General features: G+C 67.9%; 22 protein-coding genes. 8 read left to right on the top strand and 14 right to left on the bottom strand.

The features are described 5' to 3' along the window. Positions 1–42 precede the first annotated feature (42 nt). Positions 43–1233 (bottom strand): mandelate racemase/muconate lactonizing enzyme family protein, encoded by a 1191-nt coding sequence (locus OOZ48_RS05990; protein WP_269496558.1) that lies wholly within the window; start codon positions 1231–1233, stop codon positions 43–45. 170 nt (positions 1234–1403) lie between these two features. Here OOZ48_RS05990 and OOZ48_RS05985 point away from each other — a divergent pair, with 170 nt between their 5' ends. Next, positions 1404–2117 carry a GntR family transcriptional regulator gene (locus tag OOZ48_RS05985; RefSeq protein ID WP_269496556.1) on the top strand — a complete coding sequence of 238 codons (714 nt, stop codon included), beginning with the start codon at positions 1404–1406 and terminating at the stop codon, positions 2115–2117. Between the two features lies 1 nt (position 2118). On the opposite strand, the gene OOZ48_RS05980 is transcribed toward OOZ48_RS05985, so the two are convergent. The 3 genes from OOZ48_RS05980 to OOZ48_RS05970 all read right to left on the bottom strand — a co-directional run bounded on the left by OOZ48_RS05980 (position 2119) and on the right by OOZ48_RS05970 (position 4507). Then, positions 2119–2769, bottom strand: coding sequence for a TetR/AcrR family transcriptional regulator (locus OOZ48_RS05980; RefSeq protein ID WP_269496554.1), 651 nt, complete (start codon positions 2767–2769; stop codon positions 2119–2121). A gap of 68 nt (positions 2770–2837) precedes the next feature. After that, positions 2838–3392 carry an OsmC family protein gene (locus tag OOZ48_RS05975; RefSeq protein WP_269496552.1) on the bottom strand — a complete coding sequence of 185 codons (555 nt, stop codon included), beginning with the start codon at positions 3390–3392 and terminating at the stop codon, positions 2838–2840. Between the two features lie 158 nt (positions 3393–3550). Further along, positions 3551–4507, bottom strand: coding sequence for a methyltransferase domain-containing protein (locus OOZ48_RS05970; RefSeq protein ID WP_269496550.1), 957 nt, complete (start codon positions 4505–4507; stop codon positions 3551–3553). 75 nt (positions 4508–4582) lie between these two features. Between OOZ48_RS05970 and OOZ48_RS05965 the strand changes: the two genes are divergently transcribed. Continuing rightward, positions 4583–5362: a ComF family protein gene (locus tag OOZ48_RS05965; RefSeq protein WP_269496549.1), complete on the top strand. Its 780-nt coding sequence runs from the start codon at positions 4583–4585 to the stop codon at positions 5360–5362. A gap of 24 nt (positions 5363–5386) precedes the next feature. Continuing rightward, a complete protein-coding gene (locus OOZ48_RS05960; RefSeq protein WP_269496547.1) occupies positions 5387–5857 on the top strand; it encodes a tRNA (cytidine(34)-2'-O)-methyltransferase in 471 nt (156 codons plus the stop codon). Positions 5858–5880: 23 nt separating this feature from the next. Here the strand turns inward: OOZ48_RS05960 and OOZ48_RS05955 are convergent, their stop codons facing one another. The 4 genes from OOZ48_RS05955 to OOZ48_RS05940 are packed head-to-tail and all read right to left on the bottom strand — an operon-like array spanning position 5881 to position 8153. Beyond that, positions 5881–6909 carry an NAD(P)H-dependent glycerol-3-phosphate dehydrogenase gene (locus OOZ48_RS05955; protein WP_442867542.1) on the bottom strand — a complete coding sequence of 343 codons (1029 nt, stop codon included), beginning with the start codon at positions 6907–6909 and terminating at the stop codon, positions 5881–5883. Positions 6910–6922: 13 nt separating this feature from the next. After that, positions 6923–7441 carry a protein-export chaperone SecB gene (gene secB, locus OOZ48_RS05950; RefSeq protein ID WP_269496545.1) on the bottom strand — a complete coding sequence of 173 codons (519 nt, stop codon included), beginning with the start codon at positions 7439–7441 and terminating at the stop codon, positions 6923–6925. Positions 7442–7463: 22 nt separating this feature from the next. Further along, positions 7464–7724 carry a glutaredoxin 3 gene (grxC, locus tag OOZ48_RS05945; RefSeq protein WP_269496543.1) on the bottom strand — a complete coding sequence of 87 codons (261 nt, stop codon included), beginning with the start codon at positions 7722–7724 and terminating at the stop codon, positions 7464–7466. An 18-nt stretch (positions 7725–7742) separates the two neighbouring features. Beyond that, complete coding sequence (locus OOZ48_RS05940; protein ID WP_269496541.1) at positions 7743–8153, bottom strand: rhodanese-like domain-containing protein; 411 nt, start codon at positions 8151–8153, stop codon at positions 7743–7745. A gap of 99 nt (positions 8154–8252) precedes the next feature. Here OOZ48_RS05940 and gpmA point away from each other — a divergent pair, with 99 nt between their 5' ends. From gpmA to OOZ48_RS05920, 4 genes are all read left to right on the top strand, one after another. After that, the gene (gpmA, locus tag OOZ48_RS05935; RefSeq protein WP_269496540.1) at positions 8253–9005 is read left to right on the top strand and encodes a 2,3-diphosphoglycerate-dependent phosphoglycerate mutase; all 753 of its coding nucleotides are present in this window, start codon (positions 8253–8255) and stop codon (positions 9003–9005) included. Between the two features lies 1 nt (position 9006). Then, positions 9007–10413, top strand: coding sequence for a murein hydrolase activator EnvC family protein (locus OOZ48_RS05930; protein ID WP_269496539.1), 1407 nt, complete (start codon positions 9007–9009; stop codon positions 10411–10413). Between the two features lie 154 nt (positions 10414–10567). Continuing rightward, on the top strand, positions 10568–12121 hold the full coding sequence (locus OOZ48_RS05925; protein WP_269496538.1) for a S41 family peptidase: 1554 nt from the start codon (positions 10568–10570) through the stop codon (positions 12119–12121). Positions 12122–12141: 20 nt separating this feature from the next. Then, positions 12142–12921, top strand: coding sequence for a HesA/MoeB/ThiF family protein (locus tag OOZ48_RS05920; protein ID WP_269496537.1), 780 nt, complete (start codon positions 12142–12144; stop codon positions 12919–12921). On the opposite strand, the gene OOZ48_RS05915 is transcribed toward OOZ48_RS05920, so the two are convergent. From OOZ48_RS05915 to OOZ48_RS05890, 6 genes are all read right to left on the bottom strand, one after another. Next, entirely contained in the window at positions 12851–13603 is a 753-nt protein-coding gene (locus OOZ48_RS05915; RefSeq protein ID WP_269496536.1) for a pyrimidine 5'-nucleotidase, read from the bottom strand. The genes OOZ48_RS05920 and OOZ48_RS05915 overlap by 71 nt on opposite strands. Beyond that, entirely contained in the window at positions 13603–14502 is a 900-nt protein-coding gene (gene argB / locus OOZ48_RS05910) for an acetylglutamate kinase (RefSeq protein ID WP_269496535.1), read from the bottom strand. Before argB ends, OOZ48_RS05915 begins: the two co-directional genes overlap by 1 nt. Continuing rightward, positions 14499–14996 (bottom strand): peroxiredoxin family protein, encoded by a 498-nt coding sequence (locus tag OOZ48_RS05905; protein WP_269496534.1) that lies wholly within the window; start codon positions 14994–14996, stop codon positions 14499–14501. The genes argB and OOZ48_RS05905 overlap by 4 nt, the downstream gene beginning before the upstream one ends. Continuing rightward, a complete protein-coding gene (locus OOZ48_RS05900) occupies positions 14993–15700 on the bottom strand; it encodes a BON domain-containing protein (RefSeq protein WP_269496533.1) in 708 nt (235 codons plus the stop codon). The genes OOZ48_RS05905 and OOZ48_RS05900 overlap by 4 nt, the downstream gene beginning before the upstream one ends. Beyond that, positions 15700–16293, bottom strand: a complete 594-nt coding sequence (locus OOZ48_RS05895) for a phosphoheptose isomerase (protein ID WP_269496532.1) — start codon at positions 16291–16293, stop codon at positions 15700–15702. Before OOZ48_RS05895 ends, OOZ48_RS05900 begins: the two co-directional genes overlap by 1 nt. Before the next feature lie 87 nt (positions 16294–16380). Further along, the gene (locus OOZ48_RS05890; protein WP_269496531.1) at positions 16381–16857 is read right to left on the bottom strand and encodes a YraN family protein; all 477 of its coding nucleotides are present in this window, start codon (positions 16855–16857) and stop codon (positions 16381–16383) included. A gap of 36 nt (positions 16858–16893) precedes the next feature. Here OOZ48_RS05890 and rsmI point away from each other — a divergent pair, with 36 nt between their 5' ends. After that, on the top strand, positions 16894–17820 hold the full coding sequence (rsmI, locus tag OOZ48_RS05885) for a 16S rRNA (cytidine(1402)-2'-O)-methyltransferase (RefSeq protein WP_269496530.1): 927 nt from the start codon (positions 16894–16896) through the stop codon (positions 17818–17820). Positions 17821–17829 lie beyond the last annotated feature (9 nt).

Genomic DNA, 17829 nt, shown 5'->3' with positions numbered 1-17829 from the left:
TGACGAGGTTGTTCGGGGAGTGCATTCGTGATGGGACCAGAATTAGAGCCCCAGATAGCCCTTTCTTTCCTTGGCCGGATGGGCTTTCAGGGCTTCTTCGTTGGGCTCGATACCCCAGCCCGGCCGATCGGGGACGTCGATGGCGCCGTTGCGGATGACCGGGGGATAATCGAATATTTCATCGTCCCACGCAAGCCGGTCGACGTCGTTTTCCATGATGCGCAGGTTGGGCGCCGCGGCCGCGAAGTGCACGTTCATCATCGTCGCCAGGTGGCTGTAGAAGTTATGGGGCGCGATATTCACGTCGAAGGCATCGGCGGTATTGGCGATTTTCATCGATTGCCATGCGCCGTTCCAGACGGCGTCCACGATGGCGACGTCGATGGCCTGCTGCTGGAAGTACGGCAGGAACTGGCGCACCCCGAACAAGGTTTCCAGGGATGCGATGGGGCTGCGGCTTTGCTGCCTGATATAGGCAAGGGCCTCGGGGTTGTATAGGTCGAGTTCGACCCACAGGAAATCGAAGTCCTGCAGAGCACGCACCAGTTGGACATAGCCCTCGGTGCGCGCATTGAAGTTCAGGTCGATCATGAGCTGGATGTCAGGGCCGATGCCGTCGCGCAGCGCCTCCAGATGGCTGCGGACGCTGCGGATGAGTTTTGGCTCGATGTTCAGCGCTGGCTGATAGGGGACGCCGAAGCCGGCCATCCATTGGCGCACCGGGCCGTCGCCGTGGATGAATAGGTTCGTCTTGACGGCCGAGTGCCCTGCGGCGCGGGCGTCCTCACCCGCCTTCTTGACATCGTCCAGATCCTTGATGGCCGGCTTGTACAGTGTCGGGTGGTTGATGCGCCAAGTGGCGCAGTGGGACCAATAGATCGGTACCGTATCGCGGTGCTTGCCCCCCAGCAATTGGTAGCAGGGCACGCCCAGCGCCTTCGCTTTGGCGTCGAGCATGGCGTTTTCCAGAGCGCCCAGGACTTCCGTGGTCATGCCGTAGGGCGCGGGCCGCATGGTGGACGCCAGGCGGCCGTAGATCGCCTCGTGGTCGAGAACCGACTGGCCGATGACCTGGGGGATGTACTGCCGGATCACGGTGGACAGCCCGGGCGGTCCGTAAGCCTCGTCGAATTCGCTCCAGCCGACGATGCCGGTGTCCGTTGTGAGCTTCAGGAAGTTGTAGTTTCGCCATCCAGCGTCGCAAGACAGGACATCCACGGCCTCGATTTTCATGTACTTCGCTCCTTGTGTTGTATAATTGTTAACAAATAACAGTTAACTAATTCTGGCAGTTACGTATCGATACCCTCAATTGGTGATTACCCGTAGAGAACAGGTCGAGAGCGAATCGCTGGTAGACTAAATAATCAGCTTGGAGGCACGATTTGGCGCGCCTGAAACACATGATCATTGACAAAAGGAGCCTTGACCGGCAGGCGGCGGATTGGGTCAGGGAGGCGGTCATCGAGGGGCGGTTGACGCCGGGCACGCGCATCACGGAAGTCGGCCTGGCTGCGGAAATCGGCTTGTCCCGCTCGACCGTGCGCACCGCCTTCCAGCGGCTGGCCGCCGACGGCCTGGTCGTGCAGCGTCCGTACAGCGGGTGGGAAATTGCCGAGCTCTCCGACGAGGACGCGATCGAGCTCTACAGCCTGCGGTATTACCTTGAGGGCCTGGCGGCGCGGCTGGCGGCCGAACGCATCGGCCCGGCAGGACGTGCCGCGCTCCAAAGCGCCATGCAGGCCCTGCACGACGCCTTGCGCGAGGGCAACCGCAGGGATGTCGCAGAGGCGGACCTGGGGATACACAGGACGATCACGGTGCTCTCCGGGCACAAGCGCCTGCTGGCATTTTTCGAGCTGCTGAGCCAGTCAATCCTGATTTATTACGTGATGTCGACCAATCGCGCCATGGCCAGCACCGATGCGCTGATCGCCGGGCACGAGGAACTGGTGAATACTATCCTTGCCGGCGACGCCGACAAGGCGGAATCCCTGGCGCGTGCCCATATCCATAATGCGCAGCAGTCGGTCATCGAGAACCTGGCCAGGCGGCAGGCCAAGGGCGGGCAGGCTGCGGCCGACAGCGCGTCGGGCGTCGTGTCCTCGGAAGCCTGAATTACGCGAGCGCCGACGCGGCCCGCAAGTTCCGCAGTATCGTGGCGCCCACCTGATTCAGCGTATCGGTGTCGCCCAGCCCTCGGCCGACGATCATGGCGCCTTCGAGCGTGGACAGCAGCAGCATGGCCATGTCGGCTGCTGGACCTTCATACGCGAGCGTTCCGGTTTGGCGGCCGTCGGTCAGAAGTACGGTCAGCCATGCGAGGTTGGCACGAAAGAACCGATGAGCGGCCTGGGCCACGGGCGGCGGCAGGGCGTCCATTTCGGCACCGAGGATGCCGCAGGGGCAGATTCGGCGCGACGGGCCGTAGGTGTCGAAGAACAGTTGCAGGTACCCGCCCAGTCGCCGCGCCGCATCGTCGCCGCTGGCGTCGATGTCCGCGAGGCGGGCCTCGACGCGATCGGCGTAGCGCTGGGCGACTGATGCACCGAGGTCCTCTTTGCGGGGAAAATAATGGTGGATGCTTGGTTTCTTCAGGCCGACCATGCGCGACACGTCGTCGTAGGAAAACCCGTTGTATCCTTTTTGCTGGATGAGCGCCTGGGCGGCATCCAGCAGTTTCTCGATCATCCCGCCGCCGATGGGTGCCAGGCGCACGGGCGCCTGGGTGCCGGATGTCGTGCCGGAGTCGGCGGGTTGCGGGGCCATGATCTTTCCTGTTGAACGAGACGGCGCCATTTTAGTCTCTGCGAGTCACAGCGCCGGGCTCCGGTCAGTCAGACAAGCTGGGCGGATACGTTCACCGGGTTGGCCAGGGTGTCGTGGAGGGGTGAATGGCTCGGCAGGTCGTTTACCAGAGCTTCCAACTGTTCGCGGCTGGCGGATGCGCTGTCCAGCTTGACGTCGACGCGGATGGCTTGCGCGCCTTTGCGTACTGTATCGTCGAGCCCCAGGAAGCCATTGAGGTCGATGTCGAAGTTCAGGTCGAGTTCCAGGCCGTCGAGCTCGATGCCTTGGCTGGCGGCCATTGACGCCAGGGTGACGGCGTAGCAGCCGGCGAGGGCCTTCAGGGCATATTCTGCAGGGCTGGCACCGGTGTCGGTGCCCAGTAGCGCGACCGGCTCGTCGCTGACCAGAGAAAATTTCCCGGATCGGCTGCCGTCGGCCTGGCCGTTCTGGGTCAGTGGGCCGGTGCGGGTGGTCACCGCCAGGCCGCCCGAGGATCGGCTTTTCATGTTGAAGGTCACTTTGCCCAGTTCGGGTTGCTGGCGCACGGCATCGATCGTGTCCCGGATGGCCTGGATGTCCGCGTATGGTTTGGCGTTTGTCATGGATCTTCCTTTCAAGGGGGTTGCGATTCACCTGCATCATTTGCAGATCAACATATAATCCGACTAGTTGGTAGATTCGACCAACTAGTCGGATTATACAGGTCAGACCATGAAAAGCGAGTCTATTTTTTTCAGACCCCCCGAAAGACGTGCAGGCCCTAATCCTTTTGGTCGGGTTTGCGCGGCACCACGCGCGGGGGCGGCTTGCCGGACTCCAAGGCTTGTGATCGCTTGAAGGTGGTCACCGGCAGGTCGCCGAACGGGCCGCGGCGCGCGGCGGCGCGCCAGGCGTGGCCGTAGGCGACCTCGAGGCTCAGATGGATGGTGCCGTCCGCGTGGCGCCGGCGCTCCAGCGCCTGGATCAAGCGCGCCCGCCATTGCCGGCCGGCGGCGCCGACGCGCCGTTCGGGATGCGGATTGCCGCCCAGGTTGCGGACGTCCTCCAGCAGTTTGTCCGCGCTGCGGTAGGTCAGGGTGATGATTTCCTGGTCCATCACCGGATCGGCGAATCCGACCTGAATCATGAGATCGCCGAAGTCGTGCATGTCGACGAATTCCATGGTGTGCGTCCCCAGGCCGGCCTCGTCGACGGCCTCGCGCAATTCCTTGAAGGTGCCGGGGCCGAGGCTGGAATACATGGCCAGGCCGTCGATCCTGAGGATGCGGCGCCATTCCTGCAGCACCAGGTGCGGTTCGGGATGCCAATGCAGGGCCAGGTTCGACCAGACCAGGTCGAGGCTTTCGTCGAGCAGGCCGGTGTCCGCGAGGTCGGCCTGGACGAAGCCCGGCGTCGGCGTGGGCTTGTTGCGCAGCTTGTGCCAGAACCCCGGTTTGGCCGCGTAGCGCGCGCGCGCGGTATCCAGCAATGTCCCGCAGGCGTCCAGCCCGGTGTATCGCTGGTCCGGATAGCGGGCGCGCAGGGGATCGAGCGCATGCGCGGCGCCGCAGCCCGCATCCAGGATGTCCTTGGGCTGGATGCGGATGTAGCTGAGGCGCTGCAGCATGCGCTGGGCGATTTCCCCATACAGGAATTGGGCGGCGTCCAGGGGGCTGCGCCGGGCGAACTGCCGGCTGACGGCGGCGGGATCGATGGGCAGGCGGGGAAGCTGTGACATGTCGGATCAAGAGGGGTGTCCGCGTCCCGGCGTGCTGTGTTCAGATGTCCGGATCGATCGCGGGGAGGTGACATTATGCTGGATACGGCCCGATGGCGCGAACGCCTGGGATGTCTGGGCGGCATCGGTGCGCGCGCGCTGCTGGCCCGGGTGCCCACCGATTGTCCGCGTTGCGGCGTCCGTGCCCGGGGCGGACGGCCCTGTGCCGCATGCCGGCCGGTGCCGATCCGGGCGGGGGCGCGGCGCTGTCCGCTGTGTGCGCAACGGCTGGCGGATGCCGTCTGCCTGGACTGCAGCCTGCGGCCGCCGGCCTTCGACCGGGTGGTGGCGGCCTTCGACTACGAGGCCGAGGGCCGCGACTTGATCCTGCTGTACAAGGCGCGCCGGCGGTTCGACCTGTCCGGCGTCCTGGCGGGCCTGCTGGCCGAGGCCGTGGCGGATGCGGATGCACCCCTGCCGAGGTCTACAATCCTGGTGCCGGTGCCCGCGCGGCGCGAGGCGATCCTGCGCCGGGGCTTCAGTCCCGCAGCCGAGGTGGCCCGGGCCTTGGCCCCGCGCCTGGGGCTGCGCTGCCGGCCGGGCATGCTCTGGCGCACGGGGGAGGGCGCCAAACAGGCCCTGCTGGATCGCGCGGCGCGCCGCGCCGCCCAACGCGGGGCCTACCGTTGCGGGGCCGTGCCCGAGGGCTGCCATGTCGCCGTGGTCGATGACGTGCTGACGACGGGCAGCACCCTGGACGGGATCGCGCGCGCGCTCAAGGCCGCCGGTGCGGCCAGCGTCACCGGCCTGGTGTTGGCGCGCGCCGTGGCGGCTGCGGCGCGGCCGGCCGCGGCCGCCCGGGATCGCATGGATTGAAATCGTAAAAAAGGTGTGCCCTTCATGTTCCATATCGTTCTGGTCGAGCCGGAAATCCCGCCCAACACGGGCAATGTCATCCGCCTTGCGGCCAACACCGGGGCAACCCTGCACCTGGTGCGGCCCTTGGGGTTCGTGCTGGATGACGCGCGGCTGCGGCGCGCCGGGCTGGACTATCACGAGTGGGCGCGGATGCGGGTGCACGATGACCTGGCCGGCGCCCTGGATGCCATCGGCGCGGACCCGGCGCGCCGCTTTGCCATGACGACGCACGGCGCGGCGCTGATCGGCGATCAGCCGCTGCGCGTGGGCGACGTGTTTGTGTTCGGCCGGGAAACCGCGGGCTTGTCGCAGGCGCAACTGGCCTTCTTTCCCGAGGCGCAGCGCATGCGCCTGCCGATGATGCCGCGGCAGCGCAGCCTGAACCTGTCGAACGCGGTGGCGGTGACGGTATTCGAGGCGTGGCGCCAGGCGGGATACGCCGGCGGGGTTTAGTGTGAACAGGCCCTAGGCCGCGGTCATTCGGGCCGCGGCTCGCGCGTGAGCAGCGCCGCCACCGCCTCGCGCGGCGCCAGGCCGTCGAACAGCACGCGGCAGACGATCTCGGTGATCGGCAGATCCAGGGCGTGGCGGCTGCCCAGTTCGAGCGCCGCGCGTGCGCAGCGCACGCCCTCGGCGGTCATGCCGCCCGCCAGGATGTCCTCGAGGCGGCGGCCCTCGCCCACGGCGACGCCCACCTGCCGGTTGCGCGACAGGCCCCCGGTGGCCGTCAGGACCAGGTCGCCCAGCCCCGCCAGCCCGGAAAAGGTATCCGCCTGGCCACCCAGGGCGATGCCCAGGCGCTGGATCTCGGCCAGGCCCCGGGTGATCAGGGCGGCGCGCGCGTTGGTGCCCAGCCGTAGGCCATCCGAGATTCCGCAGGCGATGGCCATGACGTTCTTCAGTGCACCGCCGACCTCGACCCCGACGATGTCCGGCGTGGTATAGATGCGCGCCTGGACGCCATGGTAGGCCGCCTGGCAGACCGTGCCGGTGCCTGGATCCCCGGCGGCCAGGGTGAGGGCGACCGGCAGGCCCTGGGCAACCTCGCGCGCGAACGAGGGGCCCGACAGCACGCCTGCGTGCAGCCAGGGCCGCCGCGGCAGGTGCCCGGCGATGATTTGATGGGGCAGTTGCAGCGTGTCGGGATCGATGCCCTTGCAGGTCCACAGCAGGTGCAAAGGCCTGTCGCGCTGTGCGGGCAGGGCGGATGCCAGTTGCGCGCAGATGTCCGCCAGCCCGGCCATGGGCACCCCCAGGACGATCAGGCCCGGGCCGGGTGCGTCGAGCACGTGGTCCAGCGCGGCGTCCAGGTCGGCGGTGGCGCGCAGGGCCGAGGGGAGTTCGATGTCCGACAGATGACGTGGATTGCGCCGCGCCCGGCCGATGGCGTCCGCGACCTCGGGGGCGCGCGCCCACAACAGCACATCGGCCCGGGCGCTGGCCAGCGCGGCCAGGGCGGTGCCCCAGGCGCCGGCCCCCAGCACGCTGACGTGGACCCGGGCCATGGCGATGCCCGTCCTAGTTGCGTGCGCCCGGGGGCAGGATCAGGCCCGAGTCCGGTTTCTCGGAAGCCTGTTCGCCGGCGGCCTGCGCCAGGCGCTGCTCGTACAAAGCCTGGAAATTCATCTCGGCCAGGTGCAGCGGCGGCATCGAGGTGCGCGTGATCGCGTCGGCGATATTGGCGCGCAGGTACGGGTACAGCATGGTGGGGCAGACGATGCCCAGCAGGGGATCGAGCTGTTCCTCCGGGATGTTGGCGGCCTCGAAGATCCCGCCCTGGCTGAGTTCCACCAGGTACAGGACCTTGTCCCCGATGCGGGTGGTGACGGTGGCCGTGACCACCGATTCGAAGACGGTCTCGGCCAGGCGCTGGCCGCCGACCTGGATCGAGACCTCGACGGTCGGGCCTTCCTGCTCGAGGAAAATGGCCGGCGCGTTGGGCATCTCGAGCGACAGATCCTTGACGTAGGTGCGTTGCAGGCCGAAGCTGGGGGCCTGGCCGTCCTGGTTACCCTGGTTTCCCTGGTTTTCAGACATGTGGTTTCCTGTAAGGGGTGAGTCAAGCGGGCTGCAATAGAGGCAGCAGGCCGCCGGCGCGGTCCAGTGCGGCCAGATCGTCGTAGCCGCCGACGTGGCGGTCGTCGATGTAGATCTGGGGTACGGTGCGCCGGCCGGTGCGTTCCATCATCACGGCGCGCTGCGCCGGATCACGATCGATGTGGATCTTGTGGATGTCCGCGACGCCGCGCTGCCGCAGCAGCGCCTCGGCGCGGATGCAATACGGACATACTGCGGTGCAGTACATGGTGACCTGGGGCATGGGGGATCCTCGGCGACGTCAGGACTTCTTGAGCGGCATGCCGGCCTGGACCCAGCCGTTCACGCCGCCTTCCAGCGAGGATACCCGATCGAAGCCGTGCTTGCGCAGGCTGGCCAGGGCGCGCTGGGCGTCGCGGCCCTGGCCGTCCACGAGGATCAGGGGCTTGTCCTTGGGCAGGCTGGCGACCTGCGACTCGAGGTCGGCCATGGGGACGTTGCGCGATTGGGGGATGCTGCCCGCCTTGAATTGTTCGGCCGGCCGCAAGTCGATGAACAGGCCATGTTCGCGGTTGACTTGCTGGACGGCGTCGTTGAGCGCGATGCGCCCGCCCGGCCGCCCGCGCGAGAGGCTGGGCCAGAGCAGCAAGCCGCCGGACGCCAGGGCGATGAGCAATATCCAGAGGTTGTTCTGGCTGAGTAGAAAATCCACGGTCGATCCTGTAACAAGGGTCAAAACAAATTGTATGCCGGGGGATTATAAAATGGACGGCAGTTTTCAACTTCGGGGCCCGTTCGGGGCTGTTCGGACATGCACAAACTCGTACTCATGCGCCATGGCGAAAGCCAGTGGAATCTTGAAAATCGCTTCACCGGCTGGACCGACGTGGACCTGACCCAGACCGGCCGCGAGCAGGCGCGCCAGGCGGGCGAACTGCTGCGTGCCAGCGGCTACGAATTCGATCTGGCCTTTTCCTCGGTCCTCAAGCGCGCGATCCGCACGCTCTGGATCGCGCTGGATGCGATGGACGCCATGCACACGCCCATCGGGCTCAGCTGGCGCCTGAACGAGCGCCACTACGGCGCCTTGCAGGGGCTGAACAAGGCCGAAACGGCGGCCCGCTATGGCGAGGAGCAGGTGCTGCTGTGGCGGCGCGCCTACGCCATCGCCCCCGACCCTCTGGCGCTGGACGACCCGCGCCATCCCCGTTTCGATGCGCGCTACCAGCGCATTCCCGCCGACCAACTGCCCGCCACCGAGTGCCTGCGCGATACCGTGGAGCGCGTGGTGCCGTTCTGGAACGATTCCATCGCGCCGGCGATCCGCTCGGGCCGCCGGGTGCTGATCTCGGCGCACGGCAACAGCCTGCGGGCGCTGATCAAGCACCTGGAAGGGGTCTCGGACGAGGACATCGTCGGCCTGAACATTCCCACCGGCCAACCGCTGGTCTACGAACTGGATGACGAGCTGCGCCCCGTGCGTCGCGACTATCTGGGCGACGCCGCCCAGATCGAGGCGGCCATGCAGGCGGTCGCCAACCAGGGCAAGGCCGCCAAGGCCTGACATGCGCCTCGCGTGCCTCGGGGCGGCCCTGTGCCTGGCTGCGGCAGCCGCGCAGGCCCAGACCTCGCTGGCCGACCGCCAGGCGGCGGCGCACAAGGAACGCGCTGCCTTGCGCGCGCAGATCGATGACCTGCGCGAACGGATCGAGGACACCGCCTCGTCCCAGCGCGATGCCAGCCAGGCCCTGAAGGCCTCCGAGCAGGCCATCTCGGACATCAGCCGCAGGCTGGACGAATTCGACCGGCGTCGCGAGTCGCTGGCGGCCAGCCTGCGTGATCTCGAGACCGCCATCAGCGGCCAGACCGTCGAGCTCGATCGTCAGCGCGAGGCGCTGGCGCGGCAGCTGCGGGCGCAGTATTCCAGCGGCCTGTCGCCCTGGACGGCCCTGCTGTCGGGCGAGGATCCGCAGCGGATCGGCCGCGAACTGGCCTATCTGACGTACATCTCCAAGGCGCGCACGCAAGCCTTGGAGGCGCTGCAGCGCAGCCTGGACAAGCTGGCCGACCTCCAGGCACAAACCGACGCCCGCCACGCCGAACTCGAAACCCTGCTGGCCGAGACCGCCGAACAAAAAAAGGCGCTCGAGGAACAGCAGGACGAGCGGCGCCGGACGTTGCAGCGCATCCAGGCCGAATTGCAGGCGCAGCGCGGCCAGGCCCGTGAACTGAAGGCTCGCGACACCCGCCTGGGCGATTTGATCGAAGGGCTGGATGCTGAAATTGCCAAGGCCGAGGCGCGGCGCCAGGCCGCGTTGCGCGCCGAGGCCGAACGCAAGGCCCGCGAGGCCCGTGAGGCGCGCGAAGCCGCCGAGAGAGCGCGCCAGGTGCGCGAACAGGCCGAGCAGCATATGCGCGAGGCCAAGGCGCGCGAGGATCGCGAGGCGCAGGCGCGGGCCCAGGCCGAGCACGACCGGGCGCAGGCGGCCGAACGCGCCGAGGCGGAGCGCGCACAGGCCGAGCAGACGCGACAGGCCGCCGAGGCACGGCGCGAATCCGCCGAAAGCGTGCCGGCCGACGGATTCCCGGGCCTGAGCAAGGGCTTGCCGTACCCCGTGGACGGTGAGGCCCAGGGGCGCTTCGGGGCCGAGCGGCCCGACGGCGGCGTGTGGCGCGGCATCGTGCTGCGCGCCGCGCAGGGCACCGACGTGCGCGCCGTGGCGGCGGGGCGTGTGGTCTACGCCCATTGGCTCAGCGGCTTCGGCAACCTGCTGATCATCGACCATGGCCGCAAATACCTCAGCGTCTATGCCTACAATCAAAGCCTGCTGCGCCAGGTGGGGGATGTCGTTGCGCGCGGGGACGTGGTGGCCCGGGTCGGCGCCACCGGCGGACAGGTCGAGCCGGGGCTGTATTTCGAACTGCGCCACGAAGGCGCGCCCATTAATCCGCAGCTGTGGCTGGCCCGTTGAAGGCCCGGCGGCCGGGCCTTCATGACGCCGGCCCTGTAATTTCGTTACTATCTAGTGTCGTGCCTCATCAGGGTTGCGCACTCACGGGACACGACATCAATCTTTGCCGGGAACGCATGGTGCCCGGCGGTTCTGAACCATATCGGGAACGTGCATGAGCACTCGCAAAGTCAGGTCGCTGAGCTGGATCCTCGTCGGATTCCTCGGGGGCATCCTCGTGAGCCTCGGAATCAGCGCTGTCGCCCAGCGCGGTGAACCCCTGCCGCTCAAGGGGCTGCAGCAGTTCGCCAATGTGTTCGGGGCCATCAAGTCCAGCTACGTCGAGCCGGTCTCCGACCAGCAGCTCATCGACGACGCGATCCGGGGCCTGTTCGCCGACCTGGACCCGCATTCGACCTACCTCGACGAGGAAGCCTACAAGCAGATGCAGGACATCACGCGCGGCGGCTTCGGCGGCCTGGGCATCGAGATCGGCACCGAGGACGGCATGCCCAAGGTCATTGCGCCCATCGAGGACACGCCCGCCGCGCGCGCCGGGATCCTGACCGGCGACCTGATCACGCGGATCGACGATGAGCCCACCAAGGGCATGACGCTCACCGACGCGGTCAAGAAAATGCGCGGCGAACCGGGCACGCCGATCGACCTGACGATCCAGCGCGCCGGCAGTCCCAAGCCCCTCCAGTTCCATATCGTGCGCGAGATGATCAAGACGCGCAGCGTACGCGGCAAAATGCTGGCCGACGACATCGCCTACGTCCGCGTCACCCAATTCCAGGACCGCACCACCAGCGATCTGGTGCGCATGCTCTCCAGCCTGTCGCCCAAGAAGGCGCCCAAGGGCCTGATCCTGGATCTGCGCAATGATCCGGGCGGCTTGCTGGACGGCGCCATCGGCGTGTCCTCGCTGTTCCTCGAGCCCGGCAGCCTGGTGGTTTCCACCAAGGGCCGTATTCCGTCCTCCAACGAGGAGTTCTACGCGCGCAGCCTCAGCGGCGTGCACGGCTTCGGCCTGGGCGACGCCGGCCAACCGCCGGCCTGGACGCGCACGGTGCCCCTCGTGGTGCTGGTCAACGTCGGCTCGGCCTCGGCCTCCGAGATCGTTGCCGGTGCGCTGCAGGACCACAAGCGCGCCCGAATCCTCGGCAACCGGACGTTCGGCAAGGGTTCCGTGCAATCGGTGCTGCAGCTCAGCGACGATACCGGCATCAAGCTCACCACCGCGCGCTACTACACGCCCAGCGGGCGCTCGATCCAGCTGACCGGCGTGGTGCCGGACCAATTGGTCGACGACAGCGCGGCAGGCAACCTGTTCCAGCTGCAGCGCGAGGTCGACCTGCAGCACCACCTCGAGAACCAGGCCGATGCCAAGCGCACCGCCGGCGACGACAAGGCCGTCGAGGACGACTTCGTGCAGGGCGAGATCAAGATGTTCGAGTTCGGCGGCGAGGACGACTGGCAATTGCGCCAGGCGATCAATGCGCTGCAGGGCCGTCCCGTCCTCAAGTCCGACCCGGTGCAGGTCCGCGAGGCCAGGGCCAGGGCCGAGGCCGAGGATGGCCGCACCGCCGTCGACTCCCAGGAAAAGGCCACACCGGCCGCCGCCGAGCCGACTGCGCCGCCGGCTGAAAAAAAAACGCTGATTGATCCCGGCGCCGCCGTCGAGCGCTACCGGATCACGCCGCAGGGGCTGATCAAGGTGCAGTGATGGGGAGGGACACGCGCCCCATGGGCGATGCGCAGCTGATGCGCTACGCCCGCCACATCCTGCTGGACGAACTGGGCATCGAAGGCCAGGAGCGGCTGTTGGCCGCGCGCGTTCTGATCGTGGGTGCGGGCGGCCTGGGCTCGCCGGCGGCGGCCTACCTGGCCGCCGCCGGGGTGGGGCACCTGGTGCTGGCCGACGACGACGTGGTCGAGCTCAGCAACCTGCAGCGCCAGATCCTGCACACCACGGCGCGGATCGGACGGCCCAAGGCCGATTCGGGCCGTGAGTCGCTATTGGCGATCAATCCCGAAATCCACGTCGAGACGCTGGTCGAGCGTCTGGACGACGCGCGGCTGCTCGAGCTCGTCGGAGGCTGCGACCTCGTGCTGGATTGTTGCGACAATTTTGCCACGCGCCATGCGATCAACCGGGCGTGCGTCGCCCGCCGCGTGCCGCTGGTGTCGGGCGCGGCCATCCGCTATTCCGGCCAGGTCAGCGTCTATGACTTGCGTCGGGACGATGCGCCCTGCTATCACTGCCTGTTTCCCGAAGCCGACGATGCGCAGGAACTGCGCTGCGCAACGACGGGGGTGCTGGGTCCCCTGGTGGGCATGGTGGGCAGCGTGCAGGCGGCCGAGGCCATCAAGCTGCTGGCCGGCATGGGCGAGCCCCTGGTCGGGCGGCTGTTGTCGATCGACGCCTTGGCCATGCAATGGCACACGATCCGATTCAGGCGCGACCCGGGCTGCCCGGTATGCGGCCATCGCGCGCCCATGTCAGCAGCGGCCCCAGGGCATTGACGCGCCGGCCGACGTAGAGGTCGCGCCCGCGGCGCTGGGTCGAGAACGGCGTGCCGGGGTGATAGACGTAGACGGTGCGCATGCCCGCCTGATGGGCGCTTTTCAGGTTGGCCAGGGTGTCCTCGATCAGGATCACGCGGTGCGCCGGCACCCGCAGGCGCGCCAGGATCTGGTGCATCAGGGCCCGCGAGGGCTTGGGTCTGTGACGGCCCTGCAGGTTCATCTCCTCGATGCCCCACAGGCCGTCGAATTCGTGCAGGATGCCCAGGGTGGACAGGACCTGGCGCGCGTAGTGCGCGGGCGCATTGGTCAGCAGGATCTTGCGACCCGGCAGACGGCGCAGGCGTCGCGCCAGCCCCGTTTCGCCATGCACCAGCGGCGCCACCTCGAAATCGTGGCTGAGGGCGAGAAAACGATGGATGTCCACGCCGTGGTGGCGGGCCATGCCGATGGCGGTTGCGCCGTAGCGCGTCCAGTATCGGCGGCGCAGCGCATCGGCCTGTGCGCGGTCCACGCCCAGGGTCGTCGCCACCGCCTGGCTCATGCGCTGGTCGATGAGACGGAAGATCGAGCGCGAGGCGTCGTGCAGCGTATTGTCGAGATCGAACAGCCAGACCGGGCCGTCGTGCGGACCGGCCGCCCGCGAGCGCCGCAGGGCGCTGGGGGCGCGCGCGGGCCGCATCAGTGGGAACGGATCATCGTGCCGACGCCGCGGTCGGTGAGGATCTCGAGCAGCAGGCAGTGCGGCACCCGGCCATCGATGATATGCACCGAGTTGACGCCGCAGCGCGCGGCATCCAGTGCGGAGGAGATCTTGGGCAGCATGCCGCCCGAGAGCGTGCCGTCCTTGAAGAGTTCGTCGATGGTCTGCGCCGACAGGCTGCGCAGCAACTGGCCGTTCTTGTCGAGCACGCCCGGGGTGTTGGTCAGCATGACGAGCTTTTCCGCCCCCAGCACCTCGGCCATCTTGCCGGCCACCACGTCGGCGTTGATGTTGTAGGCCTGGCCCTCGTCGCCATAGCCGATGGACGAGATCACCGGAATGAACTGGTCGTCCTGCAAGGCCTTGACCACCGCGGGTTCGATGCGCTGGATGTCGCCCACGAAGCCGATGTCCAGCCACTGGCCGGGGTGCTCGGGGTCGGGCATGAGTTTCTTGCGGGCCTCGATCAGGCAGCCGTCCTTGCCGGTCAGCCCCACGGCCTTGCCGCCGGCCTCGTTGATCATCATGACGATGTCCTGCTGGACTTGCCCGCCCAGCACCCACTCGACGACCTCCATGGTCTCGGCGTCGGTGACGCGCATGCCCTGGATGAAGGTGCCTTCCTTGCCGATGCGCTTGAGCGCGCTGTTGATCTGCGGCCCGCCGCCGTGCACCACGACCGGGTTGAGGCCGACCAGCTTGAGCAGCACCACGTCGTGGGCGAAGCTGCGCTGCAGGGGTTCCTCGGTCATGGCGTTGCCGCCGTATTTGATGACCACGGTCTTGCCGTGGAAGCGGCGGATGTAGGGCAGGGCTTCGGACAGCACCTCGGCCTTCACTGCTGCGGAATGGAGGCCGGAATCCTGCGGGTCGCTCATGATGCGAGTGCCTTTTCGACGGTGGCCAGGAAGGCCTGTTCGTTGTAGTTGCCCAGGTAGCGCTTGATGATGTGGCCCTGCTTGTCGATCAGGATCGCGGTCGGGGTGAGCTTGATGTCGCCGAAGGCCCGGGCGATCTCGCCCTGGGCGTCGATCACCACCGGGAAGGGCAGCTTGCGCGTTTCGGCGAAGTTGACGACGTAGTTGGGCGGATCGTACTGCATGGCCACCGCGATGGTGTCGAAGCCGCGCGCCGAGAGTGCCTCGTAGTGGCGGATGGTATCCGGCATCTGGGCGACGCAGGTGGTGCAGCTGGTGGCCCAGAACTTGACCAGGACGACCTTGCCGCGCAGGTCCTCGGTCGTCACGGACTTTCCGTGCAGGTCGGTGAAGGTGACTTGCGGCGCCGGCTGGCCGCCGAAGCCCTGGACTTGCCACAGGGTGACGCCGGCCAGTGCGACGACGGCGACTAGACTGATGAGGATCTTTTTCATTTCACGGGCATGGCTTGCACGCCCTCGTCGGCTGTGGGCTGGTCGGGGGCGGGCGTGGTCGAGGCGTCAGTGGCGGCCGGCTGGCCGGATTCGGCGGCGATGCTGGCCGGGGTGACGATCTGGAACAATTTTACGACTTTGTTGACGCCTTCGACACCCGAGGCCACCGTGGCGGCGCGCTGGCCTTCCGCATCGGTGACCTTGCCCATCAGGTAGACCACGCCGCGCTCGGTGGTGATCTTGATGGTGCGCGACGGGATCTGTTCGGTGCGCACGAGCTGGGCCTTGACCTTGGACGTCAGCCAGGTGTCGTTGGTGCGTACGGACAGCGGCGTGATGTCGCCCACGCGGATGTAATTGTCGACGTGGGTGACCTTGGCAATGCCCTGTGCCAGGGATTCCGCCCGCGCGCGATCCGCCTCGGCCGGGACGTCGCCGACCAGCAGCAGGCGGCCTGCGTAGGCGGTGCCCAGGACGCGTGCCTTGTCGCCGAAGGCATTGTTCATTTCGCTGGCGACGCGCAGTTCGATCGTCTGGTCGTCGACCTGCTCGCCCGCCGTGCGGCGATCGGTGGCGACCACCGCGGTGGTCGCCGCGGTGCCGCCGACCACCAGGAGCCCGCAGCCCGACAGGGCGGCCAGGACGGCGATCGACAGGCCCCAGCGGGCGATCCGGCGGGTGGGAATGAAGAGGGCGGGATTCATCAGAGGGTGTCTCCTAGGAGCAGGGCGTCGATGCCGTCGCACAAGGCATGCAGGAGCATGATATGGACCTCCTGGATGCGCATGGTCCGATCATGGGGCACGCACAGATGGATGTCGGTTTCATAGAGCAACTGGTTGACCTGCCCACCGCCTTTGCCCGTCAGGGCGATGATCTGCATTTCACGCTCGTGCGCCGCCTCGATGGCGCGCACGACGTTGGGCGAATTGCCGCTGGTGGTGATGGCCACGAGCACGTCGCCGGGCTGGCCCAGGGCATTGACCTGGCGCTCGAAGATCGCGTTGAAGCCGTAGTCGTTGCCCACCGCCGTCATGATCGAGGTGTCGGTGTTGAGCGCGATGCCCGCCAAGGGCAGGCGGTCGCGCTCGAAGCGGCCCACGAGCTCGGCGATGAAATGCTGGGCGTCGGCGGCGGAGCCGCCGTTGCCGCAGGCCAGGACGCGGCCGTTGTTGGTCAGGGCGCCGAACAACAGATCGACGCCGACCGCCAGGGCGGGCGCGAGTTCACGGGCGCTGGCCCTGAACGTATCGATTGCGTCCTCGAAATGGGACGACATCCGGGAGGTCATGTCCATGGCAGCGATTATCGCATGAGTCCGCCGGCCGGATCTGGGGGGCGGTAACAGTTTCCGGCGTGGCGCGAGGGCGGGCGGAGGATTCGTTCATTCCGTGAACGCGTTGCGGATCCAGTCGATCTCGCCGGACTCCAGGCTGACCACGTCGAACCGGCAGGCCGGAACGCGGCCTTTGAAATGTCGTCGCGCGAGCTGGGGCAGGACATAGCGCGCCGCCTGGATCAGGCGCGCCTGCTTGCCCCGGTTTACACTGGCGGCGGCGCCGCCGAAGGCGGCATCGCGGCGTGCGCGCACTTCGACGAAGACCAGGACGGGGCCGTCGAGGACCACCAGGTCGATTTCACCGGCCTTGCAGCCCAGGTTGCGGGCCACCAGGCGCAGGCCCCGCGCCTCGAGGTAGCGGCCGGCGCGGGTCTCCGCGGCGCGGCCCTGCCGCTGGGTGGGCGAACCGCGCCAGGGGACGGCCGCTGCGGTCGAGGGGCGGGCCTTGGCGCGGCGGCGCCGGCGGGCAATGGCGCTTGCCTGGGCCTGCCGGGCGCGTTCGAAGGGATCGTCGTTGTGCATGGCGCGCCCGTCGCGGTGGATGAATGGAGACCGAGTATGACGGATGAGGCGGAATTCGAGGAGCTGCGAGAGACATGGAAACGTCTCGCCGGCCGTGTGGCCGGGCAGTCCTGGCCCGAGGCGTGCCTCTATGTGGTGGCCACGCCCATTGGCAACCTGGGCGACCTGGGGCTGCGCGCCTGGCAGGCCTTGCTGCGTTGCGACGCGATTGCCGCCGAGGACACCCGCAGCAGCCGCGCGCTGCTGGACGCCTGGGGCGTGCGCACGCCGCTGATGGCGGCGCATCGCCATAACGAGAACCAGGCGGCCGAGGCCATCGTCCAGCGCCTGGCGCGCGGCGAGCGCGTGGCGCTGATTTCCGATGCGGGCGCGCCGGCGGTCAGCGATCCGGGGGCGCGCATCGTGCGCCGGGTCCGCGAGGCGGGATACCGGGTGATGCCCATTCCCGGCCCCAGCGCCGTGATCGCGGCCTTGATGGCCAGCGGCGCCACCACCGACGAGGCGCCGGGCTACGCCTTTGCGGGCTTTGCGCCGGCCAAGGCCGCGGCTCGCCGCAAGTGGCTGCAGGCTTGGGGCCGGTTGGACGTTCCCGTGGTGCTGTTCGAGTCCCCGCACCGGCTGCGCGCGAGCGTTGCCGACCTGGCGGCCGCTTGCGGCTCCGAACGGCGCCTGACCTTCGCGCGCGAGTTGAGCAAGCGCTTCGAGCAGATCCATACCGTGCCGCTGGGGCAGGCGTGCGCCTGGCTGGACGAGGACCCGCATCGCGGCCAGGGCGAGTTCGTGCTGATCCTGCATCCGGACGAGACGCCCGCCGCGGATCCCGAGGCGGTTCTTGCGCCCGAGCACGTGCGATTGATGGAGGCCTTGCTGGAGGATCTGTCGGTGCGCGATGCGGCCCGGATCGGCGCGCGGGCCACTGGCTTGCCGCGCGAGACGCTGTATGCCTGGGCGCTGCGGCGCTGAGGCGCGCCG

The sequence above is a fragment of the Castellaniella sp. S9 genome (genome assembly GCF_027257175.1).
Classification (GTDB): domain Bacteria; phylum Pseudomonadota; class Gammaproteobacteria; order Burkholderiales; family Burkholderiaceae_B; genus Castellaniella.
The sequence above is the reverse complement of the archived record's forward strand: the minus strand, read 5'-3'. Positions and strand labels throughout refer to the sequence as shown.